Raw genomic sequence first — 21,792 nt, 5'->3', positions numbered from 1 at the left:
TTATAGAGTGGTGCGGGGTGGTGAACCTTTCGTTGGCTTTGTTCTTTAAAGATGTAAAAGCGTAAAAACGTATATCCGTAAAAGTGAAGTGGGGGATTTATGGATTTATATATTGTGCGTGTTTTTGGTCACTTTGGGCTTTTGGGGGCGTGGAATGTGGTGCGAGAATTGGGGGAAGTGTCTTCGTGAATGGAAGTTTAGAGGAAGAGTGCTGTTAAGTTGTTAAGTGTGTGACGGGAGAGAAAAAGGGGAATGGAGGATGAAGAGAGTGCGCATGGATAGGGGGAGAGTGTGGGTAAGGCGGTGGTGCAAAGAGATGCGTGAAGGATGGCGGTTTTGGAGATAGGGCTTGATTTGTCGAGCCTGATGAAGTGTTGTCGTTTGAGGGGGGGGTGTCTGAAAATTGTAAGGGTACTAGGCAAAAAGCTGGGTTCGTTTATAGACTATTGTTTATAGAGCGGTGCGGGGTGGTGAACCTTTCGTTGGTTTCGTTCTGTAAAGATGTAAAAACGTATATCCGTAAAAGTGAAGTGGGGGATTTGTGGATTATATATTGTGCGTGTTTTTGGTCACTTTGGGCTTTTGGGGGCGTGGAATGTGGTGCGAGAATTGGGGGGAAGTGTCTTCGTGAATGGAGGGAGACGTTTAGAGGAAGAGGGGTGTTCAGTTGTTAAGTGTGTGATGGGAGAGAAAAAGGGGAATGGAGAATGAAGAGAGTGCGCATGGATAGGAGGAGAGTGTGGGTAAGGCGGGTATTGCAAAGAGATGCGTGAAGGATGGCTTAAGAAGATAGGGCTTGATTTGTCGAGCCTGACGAAGTGCTGTCGTTTGAGAAGTGGTTGGGTGTAAGCTTTATTTTGTGGGGAAAGTTGCTTTTTATTGTGGGATTGTAGACTAGTGCTGGTTGGGAATTTTCATTCTTTGAGACGTGGGGTGGAGGTCAATGTAATAATATGGAAGATTGTGATCTCATAATTTTTACATTCTTTCTTTTTTAAGATATTACTTGATATTAGAGTAAATGCTTATATCAAGAGGAGTATTTCTTTAAAAATTTTCACTTAACTTATTAAGCGATTTATTAGAATAAAAGACTCTTCTGAAGTTCATATCACCAATTGTATCGAAGGAAGTGTAACTTTAAGTGTAGAAAAGTTTAACATCGGATGGTTGATATGAATTTGTTTTTAAAAAAGAGTCCATTAGCTCTTTTTTGCTCTCTCTTTATTTCCAAAGTTGGAGATTATGCTTATGAAGTTGTTTTTATTTTACTGGTCTTAGAATTAACAGATAACACCTTTTTTACAGGTCTTGTGTATTTTTTTCGATTTATCCCTTTTCTCTTTTTTGGCCCTATAGGCGGTTGGTTAGCGGATAATTTTTCTTTGAAGAAAAATATGATCTTAAGTGAAGTTGTGAGATTATTAGCTTCATTGTTTGTTTTTATAACTTATATAACAGGTACGGCACATATCATTGTTCTTATTTTTGCAGCAATATGTACAACGATAGGAAGAAGTATTTTCCAACCAAGTTTTCAAGCTGCTATTCCCAGAATGTTTTCAATAAAAGATCTTACAAAGGCCAATAGCATTGCTCAAATTATCATGGAAACTGCATCCGTCATTGGCCCTTTGGTTTGTTCCATACTGCTTTTTTTTGCAAATAAATCGGCAGTACTCATTTTTGATTTTTTTACCTATTTTATATCTATTATCGTGTTATTTAATCTCATGAATTTAAATTCAAATGAGAATAAATCATTCAATTTTATAAAAATTTATCGAGAAACAGCTTCATATCTTAAATATATTTCTACAGAACATAATAATTTATTTATTACGCTCGTTGGCTCGTCGTTTGCTATTCTCTTTACGGGTGCAATTTTAAGATTTTTAATTCCAGCTTTTGTTCTCTCTATAGGGGGAGAGGAGAGCTTTGTGAGTTATATTTTTTCTCTCATGGCTGTTGGAACTATTGTTGGTGGTTTGTTATATAGTAAAATTATATTAAATATTACTTCGTTGAAGCTCATGATATTTTGGCTTCTTTATGGGGTTATTCTGTTTGTTATGCCCTTAGCTGCAGAAATTTATTTAAAATTCCTTCTCGTGTTAGCATTTGTTTTAGGATTTATTGGTGCCTTTGTGGATATTGGTTTAGTCTCAGCTATTCAATTATATTCTCGTCGTGAAGATTTTGGTAAGAGTTTTGGAACCTTTTCAACTTTAGCGAACTCTGCGGAAGCAATGTCTGGCTTTATTGCTGGACTTTTGGCTCTCGTGGGATTGTTAAGCTCTTTTTTAGCTATGTCCGCATTAATTATTTCCACCGGAATTATTGGCGTTGTAAAAATTAAGAAAAATAAAGAGTTAACACCTCTTAACACGACAGTCGATGACGACCATTGATATATTTTATATCTCCATGCCTTTTCTTTTTTCTAAAGACGGTTCGCTCATTATCTTATTCATGAGGTAAAAACACAGCTCTTTGAAGGGGGTGATCTGAAACGAATGAGTGGTCAGTGGTGGAAATTTGCTAGGCAAGCATTTGAATTCTTTACAGACCTTTGTTTATAGAGTGGTACGGGGTGGTGAACCTTTCGTTGGCTTTGTTCTGTAAAGATGTAAAAACGTAAAAATGTGAATCTGTAAAAGTGAAGTGGGGATTTGTGGTTTATATATTGTGCGTGTTTTTGGTCATGATATGGAGGGGTGAGAAGGATTGGGGGAAGTGTCTTCGTGAATGGAGGGGAAATGAAGGGTGCTATGCGTTGGTTTATGTAATGCAACACACCATGAAAGTAAGTATACATATACTATATGCTTTACATGTGTTTTTTCGTACTTTTAACATATATATTTTGTGTCTTAAACATAAGCTTTGAGTACTATGAGAGATGGTGGTCGTTTTTTTAACAAGCGAGAAAGTGATTAACTAATGCTTGATAGTAAAGCAGTATGTTGTTAAGGCTATTCTTTGAAAGGAGGCTCTTATTTCTGGTGTAGGAGCTTCTCAGAAGAGAATGCAATTAATAGGGGAGTTAAGATGTCAAAATATTTATTTCCGTTACCGCTTGTATTGGTGGCTGGTTGTGCATCTATCAATAATTATTCATCAAGTTATGTTAGTCCAAATATTACGCAAGATGATATAAAATTAATTGCTAACGATTTTGTTCGTAATCTTAAAAAACCTTTACCGTCCGCTACAACAACACTTATTGTGAAAAAAAATAAAACAGAAGACAACTTTACTCCTGTATTTATTAATCTCTTGCGACGGAATGGATATAACGTGATCTATACAGATCAACCAAACAAACAGCAAAATGGTGTAATCTTGACTTATCAAATAACGCCAATAAAGACAGGTATCTTGTCTATGGTTTCTTATGATGAGGTTGGAGTAACGCGTTATTATATCCGCACTTATAATCGATGAAACCCCTTTGCCGGTTTGTCTCAAAAAAGTAGATAATGAAGAAATGTGTTTCAGGGGAAGTGTTGGGATTAAATTAATCAATAAAAATTTGCAGATATGAAAATTGCATATTCAGATGACAATTATTCGTCGTCTCGTTTACAATTTCAGTGTTGTAACGAAGAAAGATGTCGTTTTATCTGTTTGCAATTCTTCATGTTCTATCTCAGTTATATAGCGCTTTTATCGTTTCTGTCTTATAGAAAATTACTTTCTGTTCTACGGCTCTATATGCCAATCTAATAGTCAGATCTAAACAATCAAATTCATATGAACTCTTTACAGAAATCTGTTGTTTGAGATTGTTGGAAAGGTGTTTTGTTTTTATCAAATTGTCGCGTGGTGGTTTGGGAGTTTCCTTTGGCTGCATTCTGTGAAGATGTAAAAGCGTAAAAATGTGAATCTGTAAAATGAAGCGGAGGATTTGTGCTTTGTGAGAGCTTTTATTATGGCATGGAATGTGGTGCGAGGATTGGGGGATGTATTTGTGAATGGAGCGGGGAACGCTGGGATGAAGAGTGCTGTTAAGTTGTGAGTGTGTGATGGGAGAGAAAAAGGGGGAATGGAGGATGAAGAGAGTGTGCGCATGGATAGGGGGGAGAGTGTGGGTAAGGCGTTGGTGCAAAGAGATGCGTGAAGGATGGCGATTTTTAAGGAGATAGGGCTTGATTTGTCAAGCCTGACGAAGTGCTGTCGTTTGAGGAGGGCGTCTGAAGACTGTAAGGGGGGTACTAGGCAAAAAGCTGGGTTGGTTTATAGACTATTGTTTATAGAGTGGTGCGGGGTGGTGAACCTTTCCTTGGCTGCGTTCTGTAATGATGTAAAAGCGTAAAAATGTGAATCTGTAAAATGAAGCGGAGGATTTGTGCTTTGTGAGAGCTTTTATTATGGCATGGAATGTGGTGCGAGGATTGGGGGATGTATTTGTGAATGGAGCGGGGAACGCTGGGATGAAGAGTGCTGTTAAGTGCGTTTTCTGGAGAAGAGTGTGTGGAGAATATTTGAGGGCAGGGCTTAATCAGTCTTGTCTGATGACACGGTATTCTTTGAGGTGTCGTGATAACCATATGAAATAATCAGCAGGGGAATTTGATAGACGAGAAATCAGATTGTTGCAGACCAGTGTTTGCAGAGCGGTGCGGAGTGGTGATGTGGAAATTTTATTTGGCTTACGTTCTGTAAAGATGTAAAAGCGTAAAAACGGTGATCTGTAAAATGATGCGGAGGATTTGTGCTTTGTGTATTGTGCATTTTTTTGTCATGGTATAATGATAGATCCATTGAGCACCCCTATCTTTACTCTTCATAAAAGAGCAAGCCGGCACTATCATTATATTTGTGCTAGCTCGTGGGTGTTGGCTACAGCCCTTGGCATACAGCCCTTGGCACTTGAGACGGTTCATAAGAGCCATTTTATTCCTTTCTTAATCGTTTTTTATCCATACGGGCTCTCCCCTGCTTTTGACGTGCAAGCGAGTGATTTTGATTGATTCAACATGGGAGGGATTTGAAATGAGAGAATCTTACGATGTTTGGAACTCTTAATCAGTATCAATAATGCTAAATTATTTCTTATAAATCAATATATTGTCATGGTGTCGAGGGGTGAGAAGGATTGGGGAGGTGAAGAGTGTGTGAATGGAGGGAAATGAAGAGTGCTGTTCGTGTGTTGGCTAGAGAGAAGAGTTTTGGAATAGCTGTGAACAGATTGCAGAGCTGATGTGTAAAGAGATGTGAAGAGATAAAAACTGTGGTTGGCTTTTATATTCTATGCGAAATTTAACAATTATATTTGCGTCTATATTTGTATGGGGGATATCCGTGAAATGGGTGTGAGAAGCATTGAGAGGTGTTTTTTTAATAAGTGGGTGAATGAGCAATACAATGAAAGCCTATTTAGGGGAAATCCTATTTTAGCTCTTGTTGTTTTAGACATTGTGTTTTGTATGAGGGGCATTTTGCAGGAAAGGTGTTTTGAGGGATGTGGCTCCCTTAAAGAAAAATACAAAAATATCAAAAGAAAAATATAAAAACTTGACAAGGTAAATGTAAAAAGGTATCATAATGATACAATCGGAATTGTGCGTTTAAATCAGAAGAGATCTCTTGATAAAATTCTGTGAGAGGGGTGGGGATGTTTTTCCAAGGTTTTGGTGTTTTTATCCTATTTTGAAGTTTGTTATCCTATGATGTCGTAAACCGGTGCCGTAAACCGTTTTTTTGAGATGTGGTGATATCAGGCGGCAAGGCTTTAGGCAGAGGGGAATATTGGCAAAGGATGTCGATTGATGCGCTTTTGCCTAATCAGAAATTAACCACTGTCTAATCTGAAATTAACCACAAAATTGCTTTTTGTTTTTTCGCTTCGAGCTCTCTAAAGTTTTTCAAAAGGGCGTGTTCTTTTTCGCTGTATGTGTCTTGATCGTGGTGTAAGGCATGTTCTTTTGTGGGAATATCTGCTGTTAAAAGGTCCGCATAAAAAAAGTTCATAGGAACTGCTAGTTTTTTAGCAATTTCGAGCAAACACCCCGCGCTTACACGATTTAAACCTTTTTCATATTTTTGGATTTGTTGGAAACTGACACCTAAATGGCTTCCTAATTCCTTTTGAGAAAGTCCCATTGAAATTCTTCTATGACGGATTCTTTTACCTATTGAAATGTCATTAAAATGTGAATTTTTAGTTTGCACTTCAAGCTCCCCTCCGGTTGCGAGCGCCCTCGCATGAGTATTCCGGGAGTTTGAAAGCACTGAGCTCAGCCAGCCTTTTGCTTTTAGTGCTGACAAGCACTTGGACATAGCAAAAGCTCCCGGAATTCCGGGATACCCGCAAAGCGGGATAAATTTATGTACTGAGCGTTCGGGCTTTCAAATCCCTATTTGACCGTTGCGTGGACGATCAAAAACACAGATCAATTCATAAGGCAATTTCAGAAGATTGGCAAGAAAAATCAAAATAATTTCAAAGACTATAAGATTGGGTACTTTTTAAAAAAGTGCGAAATCTGGATTTTTAGTTTGCACTTCAAGCTCCCCTCCGGTTGCGAGCGCCCTCGCATGAGTATTCCGGGAGTAGTAAAGTACTGAGCTCTAGTCAGCATTTTTGCTTTTAGTGCTTATCACACCTGGACATAGCAAAAACTCCCGGAATCCCGGGACACCCACAAAGTGGGTTCATTCTTACGCTAGAGCTTAGGGCTTTACTATCCCTTATTGATCGTTGCGTGGACGATCAAAATATCCTTTGAGTGATAAAGTAATTTCAAGGGATTGGCAAGAACAATTAAAAGATTTGCTATACGGTTATAGTGTAAAATAGGGATGTTTGGGGGCGGTAATCTGATGTTAGTAGGGGAATTTATTGGGTAAGAGGTTGGATTATAGTTTAAAACCGGTGCGGGGTGGAAGCTTTATTTAGCAGAGGAAAATTTGCTTTTTGAAGTCGAATTGTAGATCAGAGTTTATCTGGCGTGTTTGATGAAACACCATTCTTTGAAGTGTGGGATAGCCATATGAAATAATCAGCAGGGGAATCTGATAGACGAGAAATCAGCTTGTTGACAGACCCGTGTTTACAGAGGGGCGTGGGGATGACGGTTTTTGAGTTTCATTTGGCTTTTTTCTGTAATGATGTAAAAGCGTAAAAATGTGAATCTGTAAAATTATGCGGAGGATTTGGGCTTTATGTGGGCTCTTATCTTTTTGGGTGTGTCCCATTTTTTTTTAATTGTTGAATGCTTGGCAAATTTTGTTGCTGATTTTTATGTCATTTTTTGTGTTTGAGGTTTTGGTTTCTCTTTAGTTGGAAGGAACATGATGATGGTAGATGAACATTGTCTTCCCTTACGTCGAAGAGGGCGGAAAAAAGGGGCTTTAAATAAAACAACAAAGCGATTTAATGAAGCTCTTTTGACAGCGGCGGAGCAGGCTGGATATCACTATGGTGAAGATGGGCTGGTGTCTTATCTTCAGTATCATGCGTTGAATAATCCTGTTCCTTTTTTTTCGCTGCTGGCAAAAGTGTTGCCTCTTCAGGGGGCTGGAGAAGGGCAGGTTAAAACAGTTTCGCGTATTGAGATTGTACCAGTGAATGCAAAAAATAGCGAACCGGAGAAGTGTGATACTTCGATAACTAAGGTTTGAAGAAGGAGCTGTGATGTTTGGGCATTTACTGGAGAGCAGAATATTTCGGTGGGAGATATTGGGGCTTCCTATGTCGAGATGCCGGCTTTTATGGGCGATGACAGAGGGGCGTGTGCTGAAGAGGTGATACCCGAGAGGTACAATGCTTAGGGGGTGTGGTTGTTATCTACTGTTTTGGATTTTTGTGAAGGTTTGGTCTTTTCTCGTTATTGAAGGTGTGGAGATATCAAAAACAGTTTCGCGTATTGAGATTGTACCAGTGAATGCAAAAAATAGTGAACCGGAGAAGTGTGATACCTCGATAACTGAGGCTTGTGATATTGAAAAATGTTAGGCTGAGGTGGGTGATGTGGGGTGATGTCTTGCAAGGGGGCTGCTTTGGTGATTGCCTATCTTGAGGGGATTGAAGCGGAGGCTATCGTGCTTGTAGGCGCTCGTGATATTGGGAAGGGGCTTTGGTGAATGATGCCGTAAGGGCCCCCGTGTGCTGGAGGGAATTTGGTGCAGGGTATTTGTGTGGTGGATATGGAACAGTGTTTTGATGGGGGAGGGGCATGAAACTTGAGAGAAGTGTTATGCTTGCGGGATGCATGTGTTTTGGTGGGGGTATCTTGGGGGATAAAGTGTGAGGATTGGTGATGCTTGAGAGGCATGATATTGGAGGATGTTGGGCTTTGGATATGCCTGAGAGCCATGTGCTGAGGCTATGATTTGGTTGGGGGGATACCTTGCTTGTGGTTGGGGGATGACAGGCGCGGTGTTTGAGGGGGTGGGGCTTTTGTGCCTTGGGGGCTTGGGGCGCATAGGTGGGGTCAAGGGGATCTCATGCAAAAAAGTGAAATTTATTGAATATTAGGATGAAGAAAAGATAAAGCGCTGCTTTTGAGAAGGGCGTTTTTCGTTCAATTGCTCTTTTCGTTCAATTGCTCTGGGATCATTAAACTTGGGATAAGCAAAAGGGTGCAGCGCAATTATTGCTAAAGTATGAAAATTTATAATGACAACTGTTCAGAAAACTTCTCAAAAAATTGAGCAGAAAACGGCTCAAGTGGCTCTTATTCCAAAGCTTATTCCTGTCTTTACTGGAAATGCCGATGTGCGAGCCGCTTGGGGAGGACGGGGCTCTGGAAAAACACGTTCTTTTGCTTTGATGTCGGCTGTGGTGGGATATCGCCATGGAATGGCTGGAGAACGCGGGATTATTCTTTGTGCACGGCAATTTCAAAATTCTCTTAATGAAAGTTCTTTGGAGGAAATTAAACGCGCTATCGAGTCTTATCCTTTTTTACAAGACTATTATGAAATCGGCGATAAATATATTAAGTCAAAAGATGGACGGATTGTCTATGTGTTTGCTGGGCTTGATCGCAATATCGCAAGTATTAAATCAATGGGACGCGTTTTCCTTTGTTGGGTCGATGAAGCCGAGCCCGTGACAGAAACTGCTTGGCAAACACTTATTCCAACTTTGCGCGAAGAAGGAAAAGATTGGAATGCAGAATTATGGGTCACATGGAACCCATGCCATGAAAATGCAGCCGTGGAAAAACGTTTCCGAAATGTCGATAATCCTCATATCAAAGGGGTGGAAATCAATTGGCGTGATAATCCGCAATTTCCTGAAAAACTCAATCGTGATCGAATGGACGATTTGCAGCAAAGACCAGAGCAGTATAACCATATTTGGGAAGGCGAATATCTCCAAGCTGTCCAAGGGGCTTATTATCAGAAATGCCTGCTGGAAGCCGAAATGGAAGGGCGGATTACCACTGTTCCACGGGATCCTTTGATGCAGGTGAGAATCTTTTGGGATATCGGGGGAACAGGAGCAAAGGCCGATGCTACCGCATTGTGGGTGGCGCAATTTGTTGGACGTGAAATCCGAGTGCTCGATTATTATGAAGCCCAAGGACAACCTCTCTCAGAGCATGTGGGCTGGGTTTTTCAAAGGGGATATGAAAAGGCTCTTATGGTTTTGCCTCATGATGGCGCAACAAAAGATCGTGTCTATAATGTGAGTTTTGAAAGTGCCCTTCAACAAGCCGGTTTTCAAACCAAAATAATTCCTAACCAAGGAACAGGCGCTGTGAAAATGCGTATCGAAGCCGTAAGGCGGTTGTTTCCTGCACTATGGTTTAATCGTGAAACGACATGTGCGGGCAGAAAAGCGCTTGCTTGGTATCATGAAAAGCGCGACGAACAGCGCAATATCGGACTAGGGGCTGAACATGATTGGGCTAGCCATGGGGCCGATGCCTTTGGACTGATGTGTGTGGCTTATGAACAACCAAATGCTAAAGCGCGAAAAAAACCTTATCGCTCGTTTCACCATTCTCAAACTTCATGGATGGCTTTTTAATGAATAGTTCTACAGATTCTTCTTTTAATCAAATCGAAACGCTTGAAAATCAAGCTCTCTTTAAAAAACTCGTGGGTTGGTATCAGGATGATATTGATCATGTCGAAAAATGGCGAAAAAATGCCCAGGAAGATTACGATTTTTATAATGGACGGCAATGGAATGAGCAAGACTTGGCTGTCTTGCACGAACAAAACAGGCCGGTGATGACTTTTAACCGTATTGCGCCTTTAATTAATGCCGTGATTGGGGCTGAGCGCAATAATAAAAGGCAAGTGCAATTTATTCCACGACAAGAAGGCGCAGCCTTTGCTAATCAGATTCTGACAGGAGCAGCCGAATGGTTTCGCGATGAAGCCGATGGCGAATACGAAGATTCCGATGCTTTTCAAGATGCAATTATTTGCGGTATGGGCTGGACAGATACACGCCTTGATTATGAACAAGATCCCCAAGGAAAACCAATCATTGCACGTTTAGACCCGATGAAAATGGTGTGGGATGCAAGTGCTGTCAAGCCTAATCTTATTGATGCTCAACGCTTATGGTATATTGATGAAAAACCCCTTGCTGTGGCGCAGGAAATGTTTCCCAATGTTCATTGGAGTGACCTTAATGCTGATTGGGTTAAACATCAGAGCTTTTTACATTCAACCAGCGATGGGATGACACAAAGTTATCAGTCCGAGAGGGGGTATCAAGGAGAAGAGGGGAGCGGCTATCAACGTCCTAAAATGGTGACATTGGTAGAATGTCGCTGGTTTGAACGCGAGGTGGTTTATAAAGTTCTCGAGCCTCTAAGTGGAAAGTTTGTCGATTATTCAGAGCAGGATTTCCAAAATTTAAGCAAAACCTTTCCTCATGTCCAGGCAACAAGGTTGAACAGAAAAATTGTCAAACGGGCATTTTTAGGTAGAAAGCTGCTTGAAGCGCCTGATAAGCCTTTGGTTCCACCCAATCAATTGGGATGGGAGTGTATTACCGGTACTTTTGATAAGTTAAGCCGACAGTTTTACGGAATTGTGCGCCCTACAAAAGATCCGCAACGGTGGGCAAACAAATATTTTAGTCAAGTAATGCACTTGCTCAATAGCCAATCAAAAGGCGGCATTATGGCAGAACGCGATGCTTTTGATGATGATCGACAAGCCGTCGAGAGTTGGGCTAGAGCCGATAGCATTACTTGGTTGAAAAGTGGGGCTGTGTCTGGCGGAAGAATCCAACCTAAACCCGTGGCGCAATTTCCGCAAGGTTTTTTTCAATTGTTTAATGAAGCAAAGAGTGCTCTCGAACAGGTGACGGGGTTGTCTTCTGAATTTATTGGGACGCGAGCTGTCAATCAGCCTGGCATTCTTGAACAACAACGGCGACAATCGTCACTTAATCTTTTGGCTTCCTTTTTTGATGGGTTGCGTCGATATCGGCAACGACAGGGAAAAATTATTCTCTATCTTATTCAAAATTATCTCTCCGATGGGCGGTTGGTGCGTATTGCTGGTGATGAAAATGCCCAGTATGTGCCGCTGACACGCGAAATGGTGACAAGCTTGGAATATGATATTGTCGTGGATGATGCGCCAACAAGTCTTAATGAAAAAGAGCGTACTTTTGCACTGATCATGCAATTGCTTCCTTTGATGCAAAATTTTACAACGCCTGAGATTATGCTCGATCTTTTACGCTATTCGCCTTTACCGGCTTCACTTATTCATAAAATCGCTATAAAGGCGCAAAACTCTTTTCAAGAAGAGCAAAATGCTTCAGCGCAGATGGGGGGTAATGTGGGAACAGAGCAGATAATGCAGATGTTGCAGACAGTAAAGGCTCAACAATAGGACGCTTTGTCATGCGCGACTTCTGATAAACGCCATATATCATAAATTGCTTATCGATTTTCGTAGTGCATGGGCTCCCTTTTCTCAAAAGAACTGTTTTGTAGGGCAGGACTGTTGGGAAAAGTAGGGTGGAGAGGGAGGCTTGCCCGTCATGTGGGGTGAAAACATGGTGGGGATGGTGAGCGCAGAATGGGCTTATCGATTTTCGTAGTGCATGGGCTCCCTTTTCTTAAAAGACCTGTTTTGTAGGGCAGGACTGTTGGGAAAAGTAGGGTGGAGAGGGGAGTTTTGCCGTCATGTGGGGTGGAGAGCATTGGGGGGAATACTGGTGCTCAAATGATGGGAGAACATTGAGGGGATAAGTGCTTATGGGCTGTTTTATCTGAAAAATTTGATTTTATTGTTTAAAAAAAGAGAAGGCTAATGTCATGGATCAAGAACACTTAACGCCGGCAGAACAAAACCAATTGAAACAAGATTTTCTGGTCTCAACACAAGAGGGAGAAGATGGTGAAATTGCAAGAGAAGAAAAAACTCTTGAAGATAATTTTCAAGGGCAAGTGCATCAACAACAGTACTCTTCGCAAAAGGCTGGAAAAGAGGTTCAAGGGGGAGAAGATGTTCCACCAGATCCGCAAAAAGACTTTATGGGCTATATGCAATGGTTGGGAAAAACACTCCAAAAACAAGGGCTTGTACATGAAAAACAACAGCCTTCTCTTGCTCGCGAAGCAGAACAGTTGCATGCATTTTTTCAGCAGTCTGTTGCCAGTGTTAAACAAAAGCATCATGATTTTGATCAAGCAGCTGATTTTATTTATGAAACGCGGGCTAAACAGTTGGCAGCTTGTGCTTCGCTCTATCCTGAGATGGCAGATCCCCAAAATATTGATGCGATAATTGGTGATGAGTTGAAGCAGATCTTGCGCGATTGTGCGCAAAAAAATCAAAATCCGGCTGAAGTGATTTACTCTATTGCACAAAAAATTGGCTACACAAATGTTCCCAATAACATGGGTGAAAATTTACAGGAAAGACACAATTCTGCACGTACTCTTGCTGCTTATAACGGCTTGACGCCAAATGGGCCGATTTCTTTGGATATGCTTGATAAAATGTCAGAAGCAGAGTTTAGCGCTTGGGTTACTGATCCTAAAAATAAAGCCGCTTTTAATCGTTTAATGGGGGGAAGAGAATTTTAAAAACAAGAATGTGGCAGGTGTTTTTTGCGGGAATGTTAAGAGGCTTTTGGCGCAGAAGAATGCGGGAGTGTTTTTTGCGGGGAATGTTAAGAGGCTTTTGGTGCAGGAGAATGCGGGGGGTGTTTTTTGCGGGAACGTTAAGAGGCTTTTAGCGCAGGAGAATGCGGGAGTGTTTTTTGCGGGAACGTTAAGAGGCTTTTAGCGCAGGAGAATGCGGGAGTGTTTTTTGCGGGAACGTTAAGAGGCTTTTAGCGCAGGAGAATGCGGGAGTGTTTTTTGCGGGAACGTTAAGAGGCTTTTGGCGCAGAAGAATGCGGGAGTGTTTTTTGCGGGGAACGTTAAGAGGCTTTTAGCGCAGGAGAATGCGGGGGAGTGTTTTTTGCGGGAATGTTAAGAGGCTTTTGGCGCAGGAGAATGCGGGGGGATTTCTCAAAGCACGGATGTGGTGAGGAGAGCTCTTATAAGGAGGAGGCAGACGCTAACAGAAATTAGATAAAACTCACGAACAACCTATTCACCATCTGAAATGAAATGTGGTGTTTTGAGCGCCCGGCGCTTTGCCGGGTTTTTTTATGTCAAGAAAACTTTTAGAGGATAAAATGACCGTAACTTATATCGGACTTAATGACCCAATGGCAGTGCGCACATGGTCTAAATTACTAAACCAAGAAGTCTCAAAAGCACTTCCAATTGCGCCGTTGATTGGAAATGATTCAAACAGTATCGTACAATTAAAAGATGAAACTACGAAAGCAAGTGGGGATGCTATTAGCTTTAATTTGCGTGTGCAGTTGCTAGGCGATGGGGTGAGCGAAGGGCAGACATTGGAAGGCAATGAAGAAGCTTTACAGTTTCTCAATGATCGCTTGGCAATTAATGAACTCGTTCATGCTGTGCGTGTCAAAAATGAGGGAACGATTGATCAACAACGAATTCTCCATGATTTGCGCACCGAGGCAAAAAATGGTTTGGTTGATTGGTATGCAGATCGTCTGAGTATGATGTTCTTCATTCAAGTTTGCGGGTATACCGCAAAAACAATTAACTTTGAAGGACGCACGATTACCCTTAAACCAGTTCATTATGGGTTTAATGCGCCAACGGCACCAACCAATAAACGTGTGGTACGTCCTAATGATAAAGCAAAAGATGAGGACTTAAAAGAAGACGATGTTTTTGATCTCAGCTTGATTGATAAAGCAGTTGAACGGGCTAAATTGGCAAATCCTAAAATTAGACCTGTGCGGATCGATGGGGAAAATGTTTATGTGCTTTATCTTCATCCAACCCAAGTGACACAATTGCGAACCAATACTGATGCGGGGCAATGGCTCGACATTACTAAGGCAATCTATAGTGGAAGTCGTATCAAAAATCCGCTCTATGATGGGTCTTTGGGCATGTATAATGGTGTGGTTTTGCGCGAAGCTGAACATATTACCGAAGGGGTCGAAGCTGGAACCGCTAACAAAGCTGTACCAAATGTGCGGCGGGCTGTTCTGCTTGGTGCGCAGAGTGCTGTGATTGCTTTTGGTAAAGATCGAGGAGCAACACGCTATAAATTGGTGGAAGAACTCTTCGACTATGAAAGAGAATTCGGGGTCGCAGCAAAAACCATTATCGGTATGAAAAAAACTTGCTTTACCTTGCCAGGAAGTACGCAAGGGGCTCAGGATTTTGGCACTATCGTCATCCCAACTTATGGAGCGCCAGCTTAAAGCGAACGCTTGCTCTCTTCCCCCAACAAGAGGGATCTGTTGGGGGAAAAATTTAAAATGCTTCCAGAAACAAGGACAGGCTTATGACCACTTTATCCACTGATCCCCAAAATCTAAACCTTACACATTCAGACCATTCTAAAACTTTTGCTTATATGGTCGCGCTTATTCAAGATGAAATTGACGATACAACAGCGGAATATTCCCTGCAAATTCAAGATTCAATTTTTACGGCTTTGCGTTTGTGTGAACGCGAACCCTTTTTCTTTAATGAAAAAAGAGAAAGGACGTTTAAAACACAAAGTGGTAAAACATGGTATGGGCAAGAAGAGGGGGTTTTTATTGAAGCAGAAAAGAGTTTGGAGGGCGTCTTTTTAGTAACAAAGAGTGCAATACCAACAAAGTTGTTCTTTAAGCCCTTGGAAGTGTTGCATCAACAATATGGTATGCATCCTGCGCTAGGAACGCCATTCTTTTATACCTACCTTGATCAAAAAATAGGACTCTTTCCAACACCAGAACATCTGGAAACTGTACAGCTTTCTTATGCTCCTGTTCATTTTGCCGATGAACAGCTGAAAGAGGATGATAACCCTTGGTTGATTTATGCTTTTGATCTTATTAAAGCACGGGCAAAATATGAACTTTATAAAAATATTCTTAAAGATCCTGAATATGCCGCCGTTTCTTTCAGAGATTTTCAAGAACAGCTTCAAGCTTTGCGCATTGAAACATCGCGCCGAAAAGGTTCTTCAAAGATTCGCCCAATGCGTTTTTAAAAAGTTCATTTCAAATCGTTTATGGCTGGCGTTGAAGGTTGGTTTGGCACTGGTGGCTGGTTTGTCACTTATGGCTGGATTTGCGCGTTGGGTGTTGATGGTGAAGGGCTGGTGGATGGCGTTGGGGTGGCCATTATTGATGGTATCGTTTTTTTTGGTGCGTTAAACAACCTAAGGTTGTTTATTTTGTTGAATTTTATGCCTTTAGAGTTTTAAGGGCTTTTGTGGTTTTTTATCCATAAGCCTTGGTATTTTGAATGGCACTGAGCTTTTCAAAGATTTTATGGGGGCTTTTGATGGCTCTTTCCCCCGTCATTGTGGGGGGTGATTGCGGGCAGTTGATTTTGGTTTGGCGCTGGTGGATGGCGTTGGGGTGGCTATTATTGATGGTATCGTTTTTTTTTGGTGCATTAAACAACTTTAGGTTGTTTATTTTGTTGAATTTTATGCCTTTAGAGTTTTAAGGGCTTTTGTGGTTTTTTATCAATAAGCCTTGGTGTTTTGAATGGCACTGGGCTCTTCAAAGATTTTATGGGGGTCTTGATGGCTTTTTTCCCAATCGCTGATTATCGACCCGATGTGGCGGATATCAATGGAATTTTTACCGATGAACTTGTTAATGTGCTCCCGGCGGATGGCTCCTATATCCCTATGCCAAGTTTTGAGCCTTTATCAGAGCCTTGTCCGGAGCCAATCTTAGGCACTCTTGCGGTTAAAACAAAAAATGGGGTTTCTATTATTGTCGGGACAAGAGATAAAATCTACTTACTTGATAATACAACAATGAACTGGAAAGATATTAGCCAAAAAGGAAAACCTTATCTGGCTAATGTTGATGCTCCGTGGTCTTTTGCTTTGTTTGGTGATTTTATCATTGCTGTGAATGCCAATGATAAACCACAAGTGATTGATATTAATCATGATAAAACATTTAGAAATTTAGGAGGAAATCCACCACAGGCAGGGATTGTTCGAATCTGGGGAGATTTCGTTTGTTTGATGAAATTAACCGAAAATCCAAGACGGGTTCATTGGTCTGGATTAAATGATGCTGAATTTTGGACCGTGGGAAAAAAAAGTTGTGATTATCAAGATTTTCCTGATGGCGGATTCGTCCAAGGGGCAACGGAGACAACAAATCCAATTATCTTTATGCGTTCTGCAATCTATGCTGGTTCTTTTATTCCTGGCTCTAAGATTATTTTTAGTTTCCAAAAAATCCACGATAAACGAGGCGCAAAAAATGCTGAATCAATTGTTTGTAGAGGCGATTTAGCATTCTTTGCCGATGAGGGCGGGTTTTATCAAATAACAAATGAGGGACAGATTATACCCATTGGGTTCGAAAAAGTCGATCGAACGATGACCGCAAAATCAAGGAAGGATAATCTGTACACTCTGTCTGCTGCTATCGATGGGGTGTATAATCGTGTTTATTGGATGGTTGATTCTGATGAGAATCTTCATAAACGTATCTTGCTCATTTATGATTGGGGATTGCAAAAATGGACAAAAGCTCTCGTCGATATCAAAATGATATTGCCTATTTTCTTAGCCGGAACAACCCTAGAAGGTCTTGATTTTGTGACTAAGAATATTGACGATTTGTCCTTTTCTCTTGATAGTAAAGCTTGGAAAAATGAATCGCCTATTCTGGGGGCATTTGATCAACAGGGGAGACTGGGTTCGTTTTCTGGGGGTCCTATGGCTTGTGTCGTGACATCACAAGAAATGGGGCAGACAAATGGCATGATAACACGGGTGAAAAATATTATGCCTCAAGTCAATAGTGGAAAGTTTTATTTGTCTGTGGGAATGCGCTTTCGACAATCTCTTGAAGAGGAAACTGTTTGGTTGCCAGAAAAACAGCCCTCTTATAATACTGGACAAATTCACTGTCGTGCAAGGGCACGGTTTTATCGCTTTAAATTGCGTATTCCTGAAGGGGTGAATTGGACTCATGTCACTGGATTTGATGTGGAATTGACGCGGGCCGGCATGCGATAGGCATGCCCTTTTGTAATACCATGCGATAGGCTCAAGCCTCTATTATTAAAGAACAAATGCCCCATAGGCTTCCCAAACCTTTATAAACAAAGGCACAATGCGATAAGCTGTGTCTTTATAATATGAAGAACAAGGTGGTGCGTTATGTTTCATGCTTTTCTGCGATAAAGGAAAAATAGGCTGCACCATGGTTTATTTTTATAAAGAAAAAAGTTCCCTCTTTGTTGTGACAAAGGGATGATGGGGCTTTTTTTCTTTTATTGTGCGGGGGGCATGGAATGCGTGAAGTATGCATGGGGATGCGTATTGCTCAAATGAGGGAAATGATAAAGCTAAAAGAGCTAAAATTATGATGCTTGAGAGTCAAGATTTATATTCTGCTCATCTGACAGAGCAGTGGCCATGGGGAAAAATAGCTCCCTATCAAGAGGCACTCAATGCTGCATTGAAAAAATATGCGCAGCGCTTTCCGGATGATGTTTGTCTGGAAAAAATTGCTGAAGAAATCGCTACAGGACAAGCACAATTGTGGCTGGTCTTAAAAAATAAAATCCAATTTAGTGCTTTTGCAATTACCAAAGTTGAAATAACCCATACGGGAAAAAAATGCGTCGTTCTCTCAGATCTTGCGGGAGAAGGAGGGCTGAAATTGGTCAAGTTGATTGATGAAGTCGAAAAATGGGCGCGAACAATCAATGCGGACGAAATGCACATGTTTGGAAGAACTGGATGGGCGAAAAAGCTCGCTCATCACGGATATTCTCGTAATCTTATTCAATATAGAAAGGTTCTGGGTTCATGAGTAGAAAAAAAACACCTCAAGTGCAGACAACAACACAAACAAATGCACCACCCGCTTGGGCTGCTGATATTCTTAAACAAGCCAGTGCTAACGCGCTTGGACTTTATAATAAAGGAATTGGCGGAAACGTTTATCAGGGAGAGAGAGTCGCTGGTCTTAGCAATATGACAAAAAATGCGCTAACTGGTTTACAACAAGCAGCTGGGCTCTATAACAATCCAACGGTAACGCAATGGTTGAATGCACCAACCAACAGCGCTACAAATCTTTCCGGTATGGCTAAGGGAAGCTGGATTGGAAGCAATAGTAAATTTAATACTGCATTGCAAAATGCTCTGAATAAAACTTCTGATGCGATTAATCAATCTATGTCTGGGGCAGGACGTTATGGTTCTGGCGCTCATACTGGTGTGCTGGCCGATGAGTTAGGCGCCTTGGCAACAAATGCTGCGGTACAGCAGTATAATCAAGATATTAATAATATGATGAACGCGAACCAGATGATTGATCGCTCTCAGCAGGATCAGGTTAATGCAGCAAATAGCTATTATCAAGGACAGAGTAATGCGCAAAGCAATGCTTTGAAAGGGGGTATGATTCAAGATATAAACCGCCAAAATGTCTTAGATGCTGAACGCCAAAAATGGTCAGAAAAAGATAATCAAGATTGGAACCGATTGCAAAGTTTGTTACAGGTAGGAACACAGGCTGCTGGAAATTACGGAACGACTTCAGGAAAATCCACGACAATGCCTTCTGTGACAAAAGATCCATTGCGTGATGCGCAGCAAGTACTTGGATTGGTCGGAGGAATTTTAGGGCTTTGTGATGTGAGAGCAAAAGAAAATATTATCCCTGTGGGGCAGAAAAAGGGATATCCACTTTATACCTTTAATTATAAGGGAAATCCACAACGTTATCAGGGCGTTATGGCGCAAGACGTGTTGCGTGTGAACCCTGAAGCTGTTTATGTCAATGCGAAAACAAAGTTATTGCATGTTGATTATGACAAAATAGGCCTGAAAATGGAAAAAATGAAAATGGAGAAAATGCCGGCATCTAAAAATAAAATTGCGGCTTTCTTTTCTTCATTTTTTGCTCGTTTTCCCTTTTTGAAAAAAGAGTATCTTCTATGAGCTCGATTTATGATTGGTCAATTGTTGCATCAGAAAATGCTTATGTCGACGAGAATATAAACTGGGCAGAAGGGCAACCGCCAAGCACAGTCAATGATAGTGCTCGCGCTATGATGCAACGCATCAAAGAATATTTGTTGGATAATGGGGGCGGGATTGAAACACAGTTTACTGTCGATGTGAAAAATGAGAGAACGTCACTTCGTTTGGCAACAAAGTCTTTTTTTGAGACTTATATGGATGGCATTGTTGTGCGCTTTAAAGCACAAGGCGTCAACAGAGGAATAACAAATATTTCTTTAAATCAATTGCTACCACGACCAACTTATATGGCAACGCCAGAGGGTATTATGCCTTTAAAGGGCGGGGAAATTCAAAAGGGGGGGCTTTATGAGATCGTCTATACGCGTGATATTGCCGGAAAAAATGCTGATGGCTGGTTTTTAACCAATCCTACTATAAAACTTCCTGAAATTCCGCCCTTTCCTCCTTTGCCTGAAACTTTTTCTTCTGGATTTATTGGGACTTTTGCTACAGAAAAAATACCCTCTGGATGGTTACTGTGTGATGGTAAAGAATATTCGCGAAGGAACTATGCTAATCTCTTTGCTGTTTTGGGAGAAACATGGGGAAAAGGAGACGGGAGAACAACATTCAATGTTCCCGATTTGCGTGGAATGTTTTTACGGGGGCTCGATAGTGGAAAAGAAATTGATAAAGGACGTCGCTTGGGAAGCCGACAAGAAGAGTCTTTTAAATCTCATACCCATGAAGGAAAAACAGATTCAACAGGTAACCACCAGCATAGTTATCCAATGATTGAAAAGGTAGTTTGGGATATGAATCACGGTGAATATTATAGAAATCTGGCTCAAATTTACAATAAAAATTTGTTGACAGGTCCTGCGGGAGAGCATGAACATAAGGTCTTGTTGCAAAAAACAGGGGGAGATGAAACACGTCCTGTCAATGTGGCGGTGGTTTATGCTGTCAAAGCCTGAGAATGAAAGCTGTGTGAGAGAAAGATAAAAATGCTTGCAAAATGTTTGTTATGAAAAAAAGTCTTATTGAATATAAAGTCTTATAGAATATATTGTGCAGAAAGTTTTGAGGCGCTTTAGAAAAAAAACTCAACTCTCTTTATTCTTTTATTTTTTGTGCTGCCTTTGTTGGATGCCTAAAGGTGAGTTTACCTATTGTTCTTTAGAGGATCAAGACAGTGATTATTAAAGGTAGGGAAAGAACAAAAAAAATTTCTTTATTCATGGCGTTTTTTGCTGAGGAATAAAGATTTTATCCCAAATGCCTCTCTCTTGTGGTATCGTGATCCATTGTTTCAAGTGCTGGGTTTAAACCGCTGCTGTGCGATGACAAAAAGCCCCTAGATAATTTTATCCTATTATAGCGTAAATACCGTCATTAAAACACTATTATTGAAGCTGGTGATATCAGTAAGATAGCTTAAAGTATTTAATACATTAGCAACTGTTCTGGGGAGGATTTGCTTGGTTAAGTATTATGCAAGTGAATCATATAAATAATGAGCAGATATGGAGCTCCTTCAGAGGAGTTGGATTGTTTACAAACCGATGTGGGGCTAAAACCTTTGTCCTTTGAGGGTGGTGGAAAGAGGTCAACGGATATGTTTATTTAAAGCGAGAAAAAGCAAAATGGAGCACTCCCTTTTTTGGCAAAGCGTGTAGGAAAAAAGCCACTCTTTGTTTTCAAAATGGGTGCACTGTTGGCAAGAGCAGCAGGTTGGCGATGCGTTGTAGTACATGGTGAGGCATTGAACTCTCTGAGATGGCATTTTGTGCTTATCAGGAAACTTCTTGAAACGGGATGAGAGTGATACGAGAAAAATCTATAAGACAATAGTTTGTTCCGTTGTGTTGTAAAATACCATTGTTTGAGATGTGGTTAAAATTTTATGCATGGGGTGTTTTTCATCTGTGCGTATTCCTAACGCAGCATTTTTTTGTAGAATAACTCTGGACAGGGGATACATTACAAGGATGCATTTGAAGGGGGAAGCCAAGTCAAATCTGTTAGATAAGAAGCCAGATTGTTTACAAACCATTGTTTATTGATTGGCATTATTTAAAGACCGGTGTGGGCTTTGTCATTTTGGGAAAGGTTGATACAGCATGCAAGGTGATCAAACATTTTTCTCTGATTATCAGGTGATAAAGTCAACATTTTAGGTGGAAAACAGAGTATAATCTAAAAAAATACCTTGTAAAAATTTTCGATGAGGAAATTTTTTTTTAAAGCCTTTCATATGGTTTTCTGAGGTTTTCTGAGGTTTTCTGAGGTTTTCTGAGG

General features: G+C 40.9%; 18 protein-coding genes. 17 read left to right on the top strand and 1 reads right to left on the bottom strand.

Annotated elements, in window-relative coordinates; translation table 11 throughout:
- Nucleotides 1-555 precede the first annotated feature (555 nt).
- The 4 genes from ACFIMK_RS01100 (at nucleotide 556) to ACFIMK_RS01085 (ending at nucleotide 4,562) form a co-directional block, all read left to right on the top strand.
- Entirely contained in the window at nucleotides 556-711 is a 156-nt protein-coding gene (locus tag ACFIMK_RS01100) for a hypothetical protein (RefSeq protein WP_375629151.1), read from the top strand.
- 464 nt (nucleotides 712-1,175) lie between these two features.
- Complete coding sequence (locus ACFIMK_RS01095) at nucleotides 1,176-2,411, top strand: MFS transporter (RefSeq protein ID WP_375638513.1); 1,236 nt, start codon at nucleotides 1,176-1,178, stop codon at nucleotides 2,409-2,411.
- A 640-nt stretch (nucleotides 2,412-3,051) separates the two neighbouring features.
- On the top strand, nucleotides 3,052-3,447 hold the full coding sequence (locus ACFIMK_RS01090) for a hypothetical protein (RefSeq protein ID WP_375682953.1): 396 nt from the start codon (nucleotides 3,052-3,054) through the stop codon (nucleotides 3,445-3,447).
- Nucleotides 3,448-4,358: 911 nt separating this feature from the next.
- Entirely contained in the window at nucleotides 4,359-4,562 is a 204-nt protein-coding gene (locus ACFIMK_RS01085) for a hypothetical protein (RefSeq protein ID WP_375682952.1), read from the top strand.
- A gap of 1,246 nt (nucleotides 4,563-5,808) precedes the next feature.
- On the opposite strand, the gene ACFIMK_RS01080 is transcribed toward ACFIMK_RS01085, so the two are convergent.
- Entirely contained in the window at nucleotides 5,809-6,177 is a 369-nt protein-coding gene (locus tag ACFIMK_RS01080; RefSeq protein ID WP_375611676.1) for a helix-turn-helix domain-containing protein, read from the bottom strand.
- A 1,125-nt stretch (nucleotides 6,178-7,302) separates the two neighbouring features.
- Here ACFIMK_RS01080 and ACFIMK_RS01075 point away from each other — a divergent pair.
- The 13 genes from ACFIMK_RS01075 to ACFIMK_RS01015 all read left to right on the top strand — a co-directional run bounded on the left by ACFIMK_RS01075 (nucleotide 7,303) and on the right by ACFIMK_RS01015 (nucleotide 20,468).
- Nucleotides 7,303-7,629, top strand: a complete 327-nt coding sequence (locus tag ACFIMK_RS01075; protein WP_375638511.1) for a hypothetical protein — start codon at nucleotides 7,303-7,305, stop codon at nucleotides 7,627-7,629.
- A 184-nt stretch (nucleotides 7,630-7,813) separates the two neighbouring features.
- Nucleotides 7,814-7,963, top strand: a complete 150-nt coding sequence (locus ACFIMK_RS01070; RefSeq protein WP_375643514.1) for a hypothetical protein — start codon at nucleotides 7,814-7,816, stop codon at nucleotides 7,961-7,963.
- A 663-nt stretch (nucleotides 7,964-8,626) separates the two neighbouring features.
- Entirely contained in the window at nucleotides 8,627-9,988 is a 1,362-nt protein-coding gene (locus ACFIMK_RS01065) for a PBSX family phage terminase large subunit (protein WP_375653767.1), read from the top strand.
- Entirely contained in the window at nucleotides 9,973-11,823 is a 1,851-nt protein-coding gene (locus tag ACFIMK_RS01060; RefSeq protein WP_375638502.1) for a portal protein, read from the top strand. The genes ACFIMK_RS01065 and ACFIMK_RS01060 overlap by 16 nt, the downstream gene beginning before the upstream one ends.
- Nucleotides 11,824-12,251: 428 nt before the next feature.
- On the top strand, nucleotides 12,252-13,025 hold the full coding sequence (locus ACFIMK_RS01055) for a hypothetical protein (protein ID WP_375682951.1): 774 nt from the start codon (nucleotides 12,252-12,254) through the stop codon (nucleotides 13,023-13,025).
- Between the two features lie 599 nt (nucleotides 13,026-13,624).
- Nucleotides 13,625-14,743, top strand: a complete 1,119-nt coding sequence (locus ACFIMK_RS01050) for a N4-gp56 family major capsid protein (RefSeq protein WP_273791303.1) — start codon at nucleotides 13,625-13,627, stop codon at nucleotides 14,741-14,743.
- Nucleotides 14,744-14,826: 83 nt separating this feature from the next.
- A complete protein-coding gene (locus tag ACFIMK_RS01045; protein ID WP_375682950.1) occupies nucleotides 14,827-15,522 on the top strand; it encodes a hypothetical protein in 696 nt (231 codons plus the stop codon).
- 21 nt (nucleotides 15,523-15,543) lie between these two features.
- Nucleotides 15,544-15,738: a hypothetical protein gene (locus ACFIMK_RS01040; protein WP_375674557.1), complete on the top strand. Its 195-nt coding sequence runs from the start codon at nucleotides 15,544-15,546 to the stop codon at nucleotides 15,736-15,738.
- A 41-nt stretch (nucleotides 15,739-15,779) separates the two neighbouring features.
- The gene (locus ACFIMK_RS01035; protein ID WP_375682949.1) at nucleotides 15,780-15,986 is read left to right on the top strand and encodes a hypothetical protein; all 207 of its coding nucleotides are present in this window, start codon (nucleotides 15,780-15,782) and stop codon (nucleotides 15,984-15,986) included.
- A gap of 79 nt (nucleotides 15,987-16,065) precedes the next feature.
- A complete protein-coding gene (locus ACFIMK_RS01030) occupies nucleotides 16,066-17,529 on the top strand; it encodes a hypothetical protein (protein ID WP_375647466.1) in 1,464 nt (487 codons plus the stop codon).
- A 349-nt stretch (nucleotides 17,530-17,878) separates the two neighbouring features.
- Nucleotides 17,879-18,331: a hypothetical protein gene (locus ACFIMK_RS01025; protein ID WP_375681383.1), complete on the top strand. Its 453-nt coding sequence runs from the start codon at nucleotides 17,879-17,881 to the stop codon at nucleotides 18,329-18,331.
- Nucleotides 18,328-19,467: a tail fiber domain-containing protein gene (locus tag ACFIMK_RS01020; RefSeq protein WP_375682446.1), complete on the top strand. Its 1,140-nt coding sequence runs from the start codon at nucleotides 18,328-18,330 to the stop codon at nucleotides 19,465-19,467. Before ACFIMK_RS01025 ends, ACFIMK_RS01020 begins: the two co-directional genes overlap by 4 nt.
- Nucleotides 19,464-20,468, top strand: a complete 1,005-nt coding sequence (locus ACFIMK_RS01015) for a phage tail protein (protein ID WP_375674549.1) — start codon at nucleotides 19,464-19,466, stop codon at nucleotides 20,466-20,468. The genes ACFIMK_RS01020 and ACFIMK_RS01015 overlap by 4 nt, the downstream gene beginning before the upstream one ends.
- Nucleotides 20,469-21,792 lie beyond the last annotated feature (1,324 nt).

This window comes from Bartonella sp. AP280QHHD (genome assembly GCF_042196125.1).
Classification (GTDB): domain Bacteria; phylum Pseudomonadota; class Alphaproteobacteria; order Rhizobiales; family Rhizobiaceae; genus Bartonella.
The sequence above is the reverse complement of the archived record's forward strand: the minus strand, read 5'-3'. Positions and strand labels throughout refer to the sequence as shown.

What these genes read in the sequence shown, in the direction of transcription:
- ACFIMK_RS01015 (WP_375674549.1), top strand. Translation starts at nt 19,464, where the DNA reads ATGAGCTCGATTTATGATTGGTCAATTGTTGCATCAGAAAATGCTTAT.
- ACFIMK_RS01060 (WP_375638502.1), top strand. Translation starts at nt 9,973, where the DNA reads ATGGATGGCTTTTTAATGAATAGTTCTACAGATTCTTCTTTTAATCAA.
- ACFIMK_RS01020 (WP_375682446.1), top strand. Translation starts at nt 18,328, where the DNA reads ATGAGTAGAAAAAAAACACCTCAAGTGCAGACAACAACACAAACAAAT.
- ACFIMK_RS01050 (WP_273791303.1), top strand. Translation starts at nt 13,625, where the DNA reads ATGACCGTAACTTATATCGGACTTAATGACCCAATGGCAGTGCGCACA.
- ACFIMK_RS01035 (WP_375682949.1), top strand. Translation starts at nt 15,780, where the DNA reads ATGGCACTGAGCTTTTCAAAGATTTTATGGGGGCTTTTGATGGCTCTT.
- ACFIMK_RS01025 (WP_375681383.1), top strand. Translation starts at nt 17,879, where the DNA reads ATGATGCTTGAGAGTCAAGATTTATATTCTGCTCATCTGACAGAGCAG.
- ACFIMK_RS01030 (WP_375647466.1), top strand. Translation starts at nt 16,066, where the DNA reads ATGGCTTTTTTCCCAATCGCTGATTATCGACCCGATGTGGCGGATATC.
- ACFIMK_RS01040 (WP_375674557.1), top strand. Translation starts at nt 15,544, where the DNA reads ATGGCTGGCGTTGAAGGTTGGTTTGGCACTGGTGGCTGGTTTGTCACT.
- ACFIMK_RS01055 (WP_375682951.1), top strand. Translation starts at nt 12,252, where the DNA reads ATGGATCAAGAACACTTAACGCCGGCAGAACAAAACCAATTGAAACAA.
- ACFIMK_RS01075 (WP_375638511.1), top strand. Translation starts at nt 7,303, where the DNA reads ATGATGGTAGATGAACATTGTCTTCCCTTACGTCGAAGAGGGCGGAAA.
- ACFIMK_RS01095 (WP_375638513.1), top strand. Translation starts at nt 1,176, where the DNA reads ATGAATTTGTTTTTAAAAAAGAGTCCATTAGCTCTTTTTTGCTCTCTC.
- ACFIMK_RS01065 (WP_375653767.1), top strand. Translation starts at nt 8,627, where the DNA reads ATGACAACTGTTCAGAAAACTTCTCAAAAAATTGAGCAGAAAACGGCT.
- ACFIMK_RS01045 (WP_375682950.1), top strand. Translation starts at nt 14,827, where the DNA reads ATGACCACTTTATCCACTGATCCCCAAAATCTAAACCTTACACATTCA.
- ACFIMK_RS01090 (WP_375682953.1), top strand. Translation starts at nt 3,052, where the DNA reads ATGTCAAAATATTTATTTCCGTTACCGCTTGTATTGGTGGCTGGTTGT.